At 68.3% G+C, this 12,892-nt stretch carries 8 protein-coding genes; 4 read left to right on the forward strand and 4 right to left on the reverse strand.

The window, feature by feature from the left end; translation table 11 throughout:
* Positions 1–92: 92 nt before the first annotated feature.
* Complete coding sequence (locus ATO4_RS22240; protein WP_083593966.1) at positions 93–4,016, reverse strand: peptidoglycan-binding protein; 3,924 nt, start codon at positions 4,014–4,016, stop codon at positions 93–95.
* Between the two features lie 304 nt (positions 4,017–4,320).
* Here ATO4_RS22240 and ATO4_RS22245 point away from each other — a divergent pair, with 304 nt between their 5' ends.
* The gene (locus ATO4_RS22245) at positions 4,321–4,794 is read left to right on the forward strand and encodes a MerR family DNA-binding transcriptional regulator (RefSeq protein ID WP_083593967.1); all 474 of its coding nucleotides are present in this window, start codon (positions 4,321–4,323) and stop codon (positions 4,792–4,794) included.
* Between the two features lie 339 nt (positions 4,795–5,133).
* The gene (locus ATO4_RS22250) at positions 5,134–6,342 is read left to right on the forward strand and encodes an acetyl-CoA C-acetyltransferase (protein ID WP_083593968.1); all 1,209 of its coding nucleotides are present in this window, start codon (positions 5,134–5,136) and stop codon (positions 6,340–6,342) included.
* A 35-nt stretch (positions 6,343–6,377) separates the two neighbouring features.
* Here ATO4_RS22250 and ATO4_RS22255 read toward each other — a convergent pair whose 3' ends face one another.
* Entirely contained in the window at positions 6,378–7,166 is a 789-nt protein-coding gene (locus ATO4_RS22255) for an EAL domain-containing protein (protein WP_083593969.1), read from the reverse strand.
* A gap of 155 nt (positions 7,167–7,321) precedes the next feature.
* Between ATO4_RS22255 and ATO4_RS22260 the strand changes: the two genes are divergently transcribed.
* Entirely contained in the window at positions 7,322–9,529 is a 2,208-nt protein-coding gene (locus ATO4_RS22260; protein WP_083593985.1) for a 3-hydroxyacyl-CoA dehydrogenase NAD-binding domain-containing protein, read from the forward strand.
* 336 nt (positions 9,530–9,865) lie between these two features.
* On the forward strand, positions 9,866–11,131 hold the full coding sequence (locus ATO4_RS22265) for an SH3 domain-containing protein (RefSeq protein ID WP_083593970.1): 1,266 nt from the start codon (positions 9,866–9,868) through the stop codon (positions 11,129–11,131).
* Positions 11,132–11,158: 27 nt separating this feature from the next.
* Here ATO4_RS22265 and murI read toward each other — a convergent pair whose 3' ends face one another.
* Both murI and ATO4_RS22275 read right to left on the reverse strand, forming a co-directional pair.
* Entirely contained in the window at positions 11,159–11,980 is an 822-nt protein-coding gene (gene murI, locus ATO4_RS22270; RefSeq protein WP_083593971.1) for a glutamate racemase, read from the reverse strand.
* Positions 11,977–12,768 carry an RNA methyltransferase gene (locus ATO4_RS22275; protein ID WP_280940519.1) on the reverse strand — a complete coding sequence of 264 codons (792 nt, stop codon included), beginning with the start codon at positions 12,766–12,768 and terminating at the stop codon, positions 11,977–11,979. Before ATO4_RS22275 ends, murI begins: the two co-directional genes overlap by 4 nt.
* Between the last annotated feature and the right edge of the window lie 124 nt (positions 12,769–12,892).

Raw genomic sequence — 12,892 nt, forward strand, 5'->3', positions numbered from 1 at the left:
GCGGCGGGTGCTTTCGTTCTGGCTCGAACCCTGTCCCCTGTCAAACGCCGAAGCGCCGTTGCGCCCGGTCGCGGACGAAGAAAAGCGCAGGCTCAGCCGTCCTTGCGCTCGAGCAGCTTGCGGATCAGCGTCTCGTCCACCTTGCCGCTCGGCTGGAGACCGGAGTCCTTCTGGAAGGCCATGATCGCCTCGGTCGTCTTGCCACCGATGACGCCATCCGGCGCGCCGGGCTCGTAGCCGAGCTTGATCAGGATCGCCTGGATGTTGCGGATGGCGCGGGCCATGTCGATCGACGAGGTCTCGGTCTGCTCCGAGGCGCCCGACCAGTCCTTCGGGATGTCGACGGTGTTGGCCGCCTCGTTCCGCGCCAGCGGCTGGAAGTCGGTGATCTGGGTCTCGGCCACCTTCAACTGCGCCGGGGTCAGCGCCTTGCGGATCTCGTCGCGCTTTGCCGCCGCGTCGGTATCGCCGGACTTGGCGACGATCGAGAACCACTTGTAGGACCGGGCGAGGTCCTGATCGACGCCGGCGCCGCGGGCATAGAGGATGCCGAGATTGTACTGGCTGTCCGGCATGCCGTAGCTGGCCGCCTTCTCGAACCACTTCGCGGCCTCGGCCGGGGCGGACTTGCCGTCTATGCCGGTGGCGTAAAGGACCGCGAGGTTGTGCATGGCGCGCACGTTGCCGCCGTCGGCGGCCGCGAGATAGGCGTCGCGCGCCCGGGCGAGATCGCGCTCGACGCCGTTGCCCTTCTCGTAGAGCGTGCCGAGGCTGTATTCGGCGGGAGCGAAATCGCGATCCGCCGCGAGCTGGAACCATTGGGCCGCGAGCTTGGGATCGGGATCGCCGACGCGGCCCTCCATCAGCCGGAGGCCGATCTCGAACAGCGCCTTGGGATCGCCGGCCTTCGCCGCCTCGGTCAGCGGCGCGGAGGCGAGACCTTCGGGGAGCGCCGGCAGCTCGGCCGCCGCGACCGGCTGCGCACGTGTCGTCGCCGGCACCTCGCCGGCGCCCGCAGTCGCCGCGGCACCGCCCGTATCCGCCTCGCTGGCGACGTCGGAAACGACCGGTGCATCGGCCGGTGCATCGCCCGCCTGCGGCGCCGCAGCGGCCTCGCCGGCGCCTGCGAAACCTGCCTGGCCCGCGCCGTCTTCGAGGGAGAAGCCAACCTTCGGGGCGTCGGCGCCGCTTGCAGGCGCGGCCAACGGCGAGAATTCCGTCTCGCCCGAAGACCGGACCTGCGGCCCGTCGCTCGCTGCGCCCCCCGTCTCCGGCGTGAGGACCGGCGCAGAGGGCATGGCCGGGCCGGGTTCGGACGAGGCCGCCGGCGCAGGGGCCTCGTCGGGGGCGGTCCTCGCCTGTTCGGCCGGACGCTCGTCCGTCAGAATGCCCGAGGCCATCTGGCCGAGGGGGATCGCCAGGAGGGCGAGCAGCACGGCGCTGACGGCGAGGAGGATCGGCTTGCGGCGACGCTGGACGGTCGCGACGAAACCCTCGCCCTGCTCGTCTTCCTCGCCAGGATCGCGCGACGTGCGCATGGCATCGGCTTCGGCCGCCGCAGCCAGGGCAGCGCGGCGGGCGGCCGCGATGAAGTCGGCCTTCCCGCCGTGGTCTTCGGCATCGGCCCGGCCCGCCTGCTGCGCCCGCACCCGCTCGATCAGCGAGACGATGTCGGGTTGTCCCGAACCCACGGCGAGCGGACGGTTGACCTCGCGGGCCGTCAGGGCGTCGGCTTCGCCGTCGACCGCGGCGGGTTCGACGTCGTAGCGGCTCTCTCGCGTGAACTCGCCGTTGACCTCGCTTTGCGGCGCAAATTCTGGCTCGTGCCACGGGTCGCGGGGCAGATCCCGGGGCGCTGGCGCTTCGGCGCGCTTCGGCGTGCGCCGCTTCAGCAAGGCGCGCAGTCCCTGGGGGGCTGCCTCCTGGACGAGTTCGGGAGCCGGTGCGCGGCCCTCGGTCGACGCAGAAGCCTCCCCCTGAATGGTCGTCTCGCGTGTGCTCACCAGCTCGGAATCGATCCGGTCGATCCGGTCGACGAGCTTCAGCAGCGTCTGGTGCATCGCCTCGTAGAAACCCTGGCTCTGTTCGCCGCTCGCGCGGGACATCGCCTGGAGCTCACGCAGGTCGCCGGCCAGCTGCTCGACATAGCCGTTCTGGCCGCCCGCGCCGGTTTCCATCATCCGGCGCACGGCAGCCTCGGCCGCCGCCTCGGCGGATTCCAGGATCGACTCCCGATTCTCCTCGATGCGGAACTCGATCGTCGCGAGGCGTTCGTCGAGATCGGGATCGGACAGGGCGGTGAGGCTTCCGACTTCGGCGATGCGATCGGACAGGCGGACGATCTGGGCCTCGAGGGCGGCGACGATCTCGGGATCGAGGCCGGGCACCGCGAACATCTCCAGCCGATCGCTGAGGCCAGCCAGGCGAGCCTCGATCGCGCTGATGTCGGGCGACTGGGCCTCGCCAAATCCAGCGAGCGCGTCGAGCTGGGTCGAAAAGGATTCGATCCGCTCGGTGAGCATGGCAATGGCGGGGCCGTTGGACAGGCTCTCGATCCGGTCGGCGAGTTCGGCGATCCTCGCCGACATCGCGTCGACATCCGCCTCGGCAAGGCCATCGACCCGGTTCGACAGGGACTGCAGCCGCGCCTCGACGCGCTCGACCGGCGACATGTCGACGGGGGGCGCCTTGGTGGCGGCGGCGACGATCGCCCGCGAGATCTCGTCGAGGCGTTCGTCGATGGCCTGGAAGTGCGCGGTCTCCGTCTCGTCGACGCGGTTCCGGCCGAGCGCCTCGAGACCCTCCGCGAGCGCCTTCAGGCGCGTCTCGATCGGCTCGAGGGCGAGACTGCCCGGAAGCTTGCTCAAGGTCAGCTCGAGCTGCTCCATCCGGCCCGCGAGGCCGGCCATGTTCTCCTCGATCGCCCGCGAGGCGAAGCGTTCCTCGAGCGATCCCCAGCGCGCCTCGACGGCCTTGACCGACTGTTCGGAGGCCAGCGTCTCGAGCTTCTCGCGCAGATGGGCCATTTCCGACTTCAGGAGTTCGGTGAGGTCGGCCCCCTCTTCCTTCTCGGGCTTGTCGAGATAGCGGCTCTCGAATTCGTCCCAGCGGCGCTCGACCGCCTTGACATGCTCTTCGCTGGCGAGCCCGCCGAGAGACAGGCGCAGACGCTCCAGCTGGTCCTTGATGTCGCGGCGCTCGGAGGTGTTGGCCTCCTCGCGGCTGGTGATGGTGGCGCGGATGTCGTCCCACTTGCGGTCGGCGACGTTGAGGCTCTCCTCGCGGGCCAGATCCTTGACCAGCGTCTTGATCGACTCGAGTTCCGCCCTCAGGCTCTCGACACCGGAATTGTCGGCGCCGTTGGTCGCCATCCGGGCCAGCCCGTCGTTGACCCGTGCGATCTCGGCGTCGATCCGGTCGGTGCTCGCCCGCTCGGCGATCATCCGGCGCAGGTCGTCGACCGCATCGCGCATGTCGTCGAAGCGCGGCTGGAAACTCTTCGCCATGTCGGCGCGCAGCTCCTCGCGCAGCCGCTCCAACTGCTGGGTGATCGTCGGCCCGGACGGGACGTTGCCGCGCACGGCGCCCTGCTCTGCAGCGGCGGCAACCGTCGGCAGGGCAGCGACCTTCTGCGTCGCGGCCGGCTCGTCCACAGCTTTTCCGGCGGCGACATCCTCCGCCGCATGGTCGTCGCAAGGGGCGTGCCGGGCGGCCTGCTGCCGGTTCAGCGCCCGCTGGCGCAGGACGATCTGGGACACCGCCTGGGAAAGATCGGCCCGCGGGGCAGCCGCCCCGCCGCCTGCGGCGACCCGGCGCGGCGCGGCGTCGGCGACCTCGTCGCGATAGGGTGCCCGACTTTCCTCGCGCCGCAGATCGGCCGCGGCACGGGCATGGCTGGCGGTCAGCCGAGACAGCCGGGTTTCCAGCTCCTCGAGAGTCCGGTTCAGTGATTCCAGCGACGTCGCCTCGTGTCCACCCTGGCGTCTGCCCGCTGCCATCCCGCTCAGATCGGCCATTTCCAGCTCTTCCCGATTCCCACGGCCGCGGGCCGTGATTGCCCCCGTCTCGTCACGCGTCGCGATTCGTCTTGGAACGGCCTCGATGCACCCCATTTAAAGGCGATGAGAACTAAGCCCGTCCCATTTACGGCTCGCTAGGGATTAGAACGGGAAGCCGGCTTGAAGCTGGAGCCGGTTTCGGTGCCTGTTACAAATATGTCTTTGAAGAGCCGCAATTGGGTCGGTATTCCTCTAGGTAGGGATTCGGGGCTTGCCTTCCGGCAGGTCGACCCGCGTCTCGGGGCAAGAATGGAATCTTGTAATGGCTAATCAAACAGCGGCCGCTCGGCCGATAGAAGAAGAGATCGGCGTCGACGTCGACTTCCTGCTGGGGCTCAGCGGTGATCCCCACGCCGAAAAGGAGACGTTCCGGATCGGCGACCTGTCCCAGGAGTTCGGCGTCACGCTGCGAACCCTGCGGTTCTACGAGGATCGCGGGCTGCTCGCGCCGGCCAGGCGCGGCACGACGCGGCTCTACAGCCGCCGCGATCGCACGCGGCTTCGGCTCATCCTGCTCGCCAAGATGCTGGGCTTCTCGCTCACCGAGGCCAAACAGCTCATCGAGCTCTATCATCAGCCGAACGGCAAGCGGAAGCAGCTCGAAGTCTCGGTGGAGCGGTTCGAAGAGCAGCGCCACATCCTGCTGGAGCAAAAGCGCGAGATCGAAGCGTCGATCAAGGCGATGGATACCACGATCGACTTCGTCCGTTCGCGACTGGACAGTTCGGCGGACTGATCGCCACCGCGGCATCAGCCGCATGTCGGATCGGACCTGGCGCGGCGCGGCGGCAAAGCGTCGCGCCGGTTCGGCTCCCGACACCCGACGCCTCCCGCCGCGGATTTGCGCGGCGGCCTTGGCGTTGCAGGATGTCGCTTTTCCGTCGCAGTGACGGTCTACCGTTTCCGTTGAACCGGTCTGCAGCGAGCTGTGGACACACGAGGCGGGCGTCGCATTTTCATGCGCGAAAATTGACGTTTACGTCAATGTAAGTCATACAGGACGCAACGCGGGCGGCATCGCGGCGACCCATCGCCGACGGTGGACCAGCCCACACCATGGGAGAGGAGGCACGCCGTGGCCGAAGCTTACATCTACGATCACGTCCGCACCCCGCGCGGGCGCGGCAAGAAGGACGGCGCGCTGCACGAGGTGCCGGCGGTTCGTCTCGGCGCCAAGGTTCTCGAGGCCCTGCGCGATCGCAACGGCATCGACACCGCCAGGGTCGACGACATCATCTTCGGCTGCGTCGATCCCGTCGGCGAGGCCGGCAGCGTCATTCCGAAGGCCTCCGCCTTCGAGGCCGGCTACGACTTCGCCGCGCCCGGCATGCAGATCTCACGCTTTTGCGCCTCGGGCCTCGACGCGGTGAATCTCGCCGCCGCCAAGGTGGCGCAGGGCGCCGACGATCTCGTCATTGCCGGCGGCGTCGAGTCGATGTCGCGGGTCGGCATGGGCATGTCCGGCGGCGCCTGGGTCATGGACCCCTCGGTCGGCATCCCGGCCTATTTCATGCCGCAGGGCGTCTCGGCGGACCTGATCGCGACGAAATACGGCTTTTCCCGCGACGACGTCGACGCCTATGCCGTCGAGAGCCAGAAGCGAGCGGCCAGGGCCTGGTCCGAGGGTCGCTTCTCCAGGTCGGTGATCCCGGTCACCGACCAGAATGGCATGATGATCCTCGACCGGGACGAGCACATGCGCCCGTCGACGGACATGCAGTCCCTCGGCAGCCTGAAGGCCTCGTTCGCCCAGATCGGCGAGATGGGCGGCTACGACGCCGTCGGCATCCAGGCCCATCCGGAGATCGAGACCGTCGAGCACGTCCATCACGCGGGCAACTCCTCGGGCATCGTCGACGGCGCCGCCGGCGTCCTCGTCGGCTCGAAGGCGGGCGGCGAGATGCTCGGTGTCAAGCCGCGGGCCCGCATCCGCGCCTTCACCAACATCGGCTCGGACCCGGCGCTGATGCTGACCGGCCCGGTGGACGTGACGAGGAAGCTGATCGAGCGGTCCGGCATGTCGCTGAAGGACATCGACCTGTTCGAGCTGAACGAGGCCTTCGCCGCCGTTGTGCTGCGCTATTGCCAGGCCTTCGAGATCGATCCCTCCATCATGAACGTCAATGGCGGCGCCATCGCCATGGGGCACCCGCTGGGCGCCACCGGCGCGATGATCCTCGGCACGGTGCTTGACGAACTCGAGCGCCAGGACAAGCAGACGGCCCTCGTGACGCTCTGCATCGGCGCCGGCATGGGCACGGCGACCATCATCGAGCGGGTCTGAGGCGCGCGATGTCACCTCTCGCCGGATCGGCCGCGTCAGGCGACCGCTTGCTTGGTTTGGACCGCAGCCATGCCTTCGGCTGCGATCCGGACCGGCGGCAGCGCTTCGAAGCTCGGCCTGGCGAAGTAGTAGCCCTGGAACAACTTCACGCCAGCGGCCTTCAGCGCCCCGAATTCGGTTTCCGTCTCGACCCCCTCGGCAAGCACGGTGATGCCGAGTTCGCGCGCCACATGGAGGATCGCCGACAGGATCGCCTGGCGGGAACGGGACTGGTCGATGCCGCGGACCAGCTTCATGTCGATCTTGATCAGGTCCGGCTGGAAGTCGGCGAGAAGGCCGAGGCCGGCATAGCCCGCGCCGAAGTCGTCGAGGGCGGTGATGAAGCCCATCTTGCGGTATTCGCCGATGATGTTCTGGAGATGGGCGACGTCGGTCATCTCTTCGGATTCGGTGAATTCGAACATGATCGAGCCGAGCGGAAAGTCGCTCTTGCGAGCCGCCGCAAGCGTCGCACGCAGGCAGGCGGCCGGTTCGTAGACTGCGTTCGGCAGGAAGTTGATCGACAGATGCAGCTCGGGACTGGGAAACAACCGTGCGGCGAGTTCGATCGCCTTGACGCGGCAGGCCTGGTCGAACCGATATTTCTGCTCGTCGGAGACGCGACTGAGGATGGAATAGGCCCCCTCGCCGGCTTCGCCCCTGACCAGAGCCTCGTATCCCCAAACGCGGCTGGCCGAGGTGTCGACGATCGGCTGGAAGGCCATGGAGAAGGTGAAGTCGAGGGGCTTCGAGCTCTGACAACCAGGGCATGCAGGCGCGGACATCGAATCATCTCCCTCGCTTTAGTTCGCGAAGGTGACAATGCGCGCGAAAGATTGAGACTGTCTCAACGAGACCTTCGCCAGCGGCGATAACGCATTCAATTCAATGGAAATACGGTAACCGGACAAAGGTCTGCCGGAACGGGATGGGAGCAGCCATGACCTATGAGAACTTCACCGTCGAGACCGATGCCGACGGCATCGCCCTCGTCACCTGGGACATGCCCGGTCGCTCGATGAACGTCTTCACCGACGAGGCGATGACCGAGATGGACCGGATCATCGACCAGGTCGTGGCGGATGCGGCGATCACCGGCGCGGTCGTCACCTCCGGCAAGAAGGGCTCCTTCACCGGCGGCGCCGACCTCAAGACGATCAGCGCGATGTTCGAGAACTTCCACGCCGAGATCGACCAGAACCGCGAGGCGGCGATCGCCACGCTGTTCGACAAGGCTGGGCGAATGTCCTGGCTGTGGCGCAAGCTCGAGACCTGCGGCAAGCCTTTCGTCCTCGCCATCAACGGCACCTGCATGGGCGGCGGCTTCGAGATGGCATTGGCGAGCCACGGCCGGATCGCCGCGCGCTCGGCCAAGATGGGCCTGCCGGAGGTCAAGGTCGGCATCCTGCCCGGCGCCGGCGGCACCCAGCGCGTGCCCCGCATGATGGACACGCAAGGCGCGCTGCAGATGCTGATGAAGGGCGCGACCCTGTCGGCAGACGAAGCCCTGAAGATGGGCCTGATCGACGCCGTCGTCGACGACGCGGAACTGGTCGATGCCGCCCGGGCGATGCTCAAGAAGGGCGTCTCGCCGGTGAAGCCCTGGGACGAGGATCGCTTCAAGCTGCCCTCCGGCCCGGTCTATTCGCCCGCCGGCGCCAAGGTCTGGCCGGCGGTCGCCTCGCTCTATCGCAAGGAGACCAACGACAACTACCCCTCCGCCAAGGCGATCGTGAAATGCGTCTATGAAGGCCTGCTCTTGCCGATGGATACGGCGCTCAAGGTCGAGCAGCGCTACTTCACCGAGGTGCTGCGCTCGACGGAAGCGCGGATGATGATCCGCTCGCTCTTCGTGTCGTCCCAGGCGCTGGCCAAGGGCGCCCGCCGCCCGAAGGACATCGCCCCGAGCGAGTTGAAGAAGATCGGCGTCGTCGGCGCCGGCTTCATGGGCGCCGGCATCGCCTATGTCGCCGCCATGGGCGGGCTCGAGGTGGTGCTGATCGACCAGGAGCAGGCCGCCGCCGACAAGGGCAAGGCGCATTCCCAGAAACTCGTCGAGGGCGCCGTCGCCAAGGGCCGGATGGCGCAGGCGAAAGGCGAGGCGCTGCTCTCCCGCATCACCGCGACGACCGACTACGGCCACCTCGCCGATGCGCAGCTGGTGATCGAAGCGGTCTTCGAGGACCGCGACGTCAAGGCCGAGGTGACGCGGAAGGTCGCCGAGGTGCTGCCCGCCGATGCGATCTACGCGTCCAACACCTCGACCATCCCGATCACCAGCCTCGCCGAGACCTTCCCCGATCAGGGCCGCTTCATCGGCATCCACTTCTTCTCGCCGGTCGACAGGATGCAGCTGACCGAGGTGATCCTCGGCGCGAACACCGGCGACAAGGCCCTCGCCGTCGCCCTCGACTTCGTCCGCGTGATCAAGAAGACGCCGATCGTCGTCAACGACTCGAGAGGCTTCTTCGCCAATCGCTGCGTGCTTCGCTACATGAACGAGGCCTATGACATGCTGGTCGAGGGTGTGCCCCCGGCCATGATCGAGAATGCCGCCAAGTTCGCCGGCATGCCGGTCGGCCCGCTCGCCCTCAACGACGAGACGGCGGTCGATCTCTCCCAGAAGATCATGAAGGCGACCATGCGCGACATGGGCGAGGATGCCGTCGACCCGCGGCACTTCAAGCTGATCGAGACCATGGTGGGCGACGGCCGGCTCGGCCGCAAGGCCGGCAAGGGCTTCTACGACTATCCGGAGAAGCCGGCGAAGAAGAAGCTCTGGCCCGGCCTGAAGGAGATGTTCGACCAGAAGGACCCGGACGGCATCGACTTTGAGGAGCTGAAGCAGCGCTTCCTCGTGACGATGGCGCTGGAAGCGGCGCGCACCATGGCCGAAGGCGTCGTCGTCGATCCGCGCGAGGCCGACATCGGTTCGATCTTCGGCTTCGGATTCGCGCCCTATACCGGCGGCACGATCAGCTACATCGACGGCATGGGCGTGAAGACCTTCGTCGCGCTCTGCGAAAAGCTCGAGGCAAGGTTCGGCGAACGCTTCGCGCCCATCCCGCTGCTGCGGGAAATGGCCGAAAAGGGCGAGACCTTCTATCAAAGGTTCGACCCGGCCGGCGCATCCGCACGGGCCGCGTAGGCCGCTGCAACCGGCGTCGGCGGTTCGCGCCGACGCGTCACCACCGAACTTGCGACCAAGGTCTGGCACCGTCCTGTCCCAAAACGGGATGGCGTCAGACCTTCGCCATGTTTAAAGGCTCCAATTCGAACGAAGGGATGCAAGGCGGACTGTCAGGCGCCTGGATCTTTCAGCTCCGCGGGGACCGGGGCCGAGACGGCAATCTCGAGACGACGTGCGAACGTGCAATCCGGGCCGACCGGATCACGCTCCGCCGTTCGATCGGGCGCTTGCGGGGATCCATTGCGAGGGCGCCGAGGGCCGCAGCCGAGTGTATCGGCAAGGAGACGGGAATTCATGGAAACGGGGGATCGACCGTCCCGCGACGGGGAAAACGTCGTCGCAAAAAACGCGGAAAAGCCGAGCGAACAGGCCATTCGCGGCCGCCTGATCGATCGGCGCATGGCCTTCGACAAGGCCGAGGAAGACCGCCGGCTGATCAACCGGATGCGTCGGCGCCTGGACGCCCGCTCCGGCGCATCGGCGTCCGGCCGCACCCGCGGGGCACCTCTGGCCGCCATCTCGCGCGCCGCTCGAGGCCTGCGCGACCGTCCGATCATCGCCTTCCTGGCAGCGGCGTCGATCTCGGCAGGCATCCTCGTGCCGCTGGCGGTCTCGTCCTTCGCGCCGCTTCCCGGCGAGATGCCGGAGCCGCATGAGACCGCCTTCCGGACCCCGCCGGCAGCCGAGCGAGACATCGAGCCCGCAGGTTTTTCCGGCATGTCCGAGGGGTCCGCCGCGGCAGCGCCGGACGGTGGCGACGGCCAGTCCGACCCCGCAACGGATGCGCGAGCACAGGCAGCGACGGGCGGCAGCACGCGCGCCGATCACGCCACCGGCGAGCGCCCCGTTGCCGCCCCGCCCGAAGCCCCGCAGACGACCGCCCGGGCATCCGCCGACGGCTCGTCCGATACGGCGCTGCTGGACGATGCCTCCCTGCGCCGCGCCGACGCTGCAGCGCCGGCTGACGCCGCGACCGCCGTGCCCGGAACGCCCGCAGAAGCCCCCGGAGAAACCATCATCGACCCCGTCGCGGCCGCCCTTGCCCTTCGCCTTCCGACCGAGATGGCGCCGCAAGCGCCGGGCCTGCCGGATCTCGACCCGACGGCGACGGGCGCCATCGGCGCGGCTGCCCCGATCGCAGACGAGTTCGAAGGCGCCGCGCCGCCGGCTTCATCCGAGGCCTTGCCGCCACCGGAGACGGCCGGAGCCGCCAACGGTCTCGTCACCGTCTCGCCGTCGATCCTTCTTTCGACCGGTGAGGCGGACGAGGCGCCGGCGGCGGCACAGCCACCCGTGCCTGCCGCTGGCACTGAGCCTGCCGAAGCCGCCGGCGAGGAGGCTTCGCAGCAGGAAGCCGCGCTGCCGGCGGCGACCGGCCGCGCCACCGCCTCGGTCAACATGCGGGCCGAGCCGACCAATGACGGGGCGATCGTCGCCATCCTTGGCAAGGGCGATACGGTGACGGTGGTGTCCTGCCAGGGCTGGTGCGAGATCGAGTCAGCGGACGGACAGAAGGGCTTCGTCTACGAAAAGTTCATCGAGCGCGGGACGAAGGGTTGACGCGAAGCCTCTTTCCCGCCAGCGGCTCTATGCGCTCAGTCCGAAGCCCTGCATCAGCCGGCGGGTCACCGCGTCCGCCCCACCGGACGTGAACAGCGCCGTGTCGTCATGGCGCGTCATCGGCGTGTCGGGCGAAGCCTTCGGCAGGATCGACAGGGCGCGGCGGGCGATCGCCTCGGCCGGGTCCAGCCAGTCCACCGGCCATGGCGCCATCTTGCGCATGCGATTGACGAGGAAGGGATAATGCGTGCAGGCGAGGACCACGATGTCGGTCCGCCGGCCATCGTCCTTCTCGACGAAACAGGGGGCGATCTCCGCCCTCACCGCCGCTTCCTCCACGAGGCCCTGGCGCATGTAGGTCTCGGCGAGTGCCGCGAGATTGACGCTGGCGACCAGCGTCACCTCGCATTTCGTCGCCCACTGCTCGACGAGGTCGCGGGTATATTGCCGCTTCACCGTGCCGGGCGTCGCCAGCACCGAGACGAGGCCCGAGCGGGTTCGCTCGGCCGCCGGCTTGATCGCCGGCACCGTGCCGACGAAGGTCATCTGCGGATAGGCGGCGCGCAGCGCATCCAGCGCCAGCGTCGAGGCGGTGTTGCAGGCGATGACGCAGGCGAGCGGATCGTGCCCGGCGATGAGATCGCCGAACAATTCGACCAGCCGCCCGCGCAGCGCCGTCTCCTCCCAATTGCCATACGGAAACGCGGCATCGTCGACGACGTAGACGAAGCGCCGTTCGGGCATCAGGACGCGCGCCTCCCGCAACACCGTCAGCCCGCCGATCCCGCTGTCGAGCACCAGCACCGGCCGGTCCGGCCCCGGCGAGCCGCGCAGCCCGTCGCCGGTCATGACGCATCCCCGAGCTTCTTGCGCAGCTGGGCCGCCTCGTAGTCGAAGGCCTTGATGACGCCCCGCAGCGTGTGAACCTCGGGCTCCGACAGATTGGCCTTGGTCAGCATCGTGCGGATGTTCTGCGTCATCACCTCGCGCTTGGGCTCGGGGAAGAAGTAGCCGGCCCGCTCCAGCGAGGCTTCGAGATGGTGGAACAGTCGGAAGAGATCCTCCTTCGTCGCCGGCTCCGGCACCTTGGCCTCGAAGCGCGGCGACTGGTCCCCCTCCCGGCCCGCCGCCTGAAAGGCATAGCTCATCAGCAGCACCGCCTGGGCGATGTTGAGGGAGGCGAATTTCGGATCGACCGGAAAGGTGACGATCTCGTCGGCGAGGCCGACTTCCTCGTTCGTCAGTCCCCAGCGCTCGCGGCCGAACAGGATGCCTGTGCCCTGCCCCTCGGCCGCCCGGCGCCTCAGATCGACCGCCGCCGCCTCCGGCCCGCGCACCGGCTTGAAGCTGTCGCGGGCGCGCGCCGTCGTCGCCATGACGAAGTTCAGATCGGCGGTGGCCTCCTCGAGCGTCGCAAACAGCCGGACCGCATCGACCACATGATCGGCCCGCGAGGCCGCCGCCCGCGCCTTCTCGTTCGGCCAGCCGTCGCGCGGGTTGACGAGACGCAGGTCGGCGAGGCCGAAATTCGCCATGGCCCGCGCCACCATGCCGATGTTCTCGCCGAGCTGCGGCTCGACGAGGACGATGGCCGGGCCGGCGCCGACGGGACCTTGCTGGCCGGTCGTTTCGCTCAAGATGCATGCCTCCTTCGCAACGTCGGCCGGGCTTTCGCCTGCCGCATCGCGCGCCCGGCCTCCAGCGCCGGCTGCGCGGCGATCCGCGACGTTTCCGACGGCTGATAGCGCTTTGCATCCTGCC

This window comes from Aurantimonas sp. 22II-16-19i, from assembly GCF_002088275.1.
GTDB lineage: Bacteria > Pseudomonadota > Alphaproteobacteria > Rhizobiales > Rhizobiaceae > Jiella.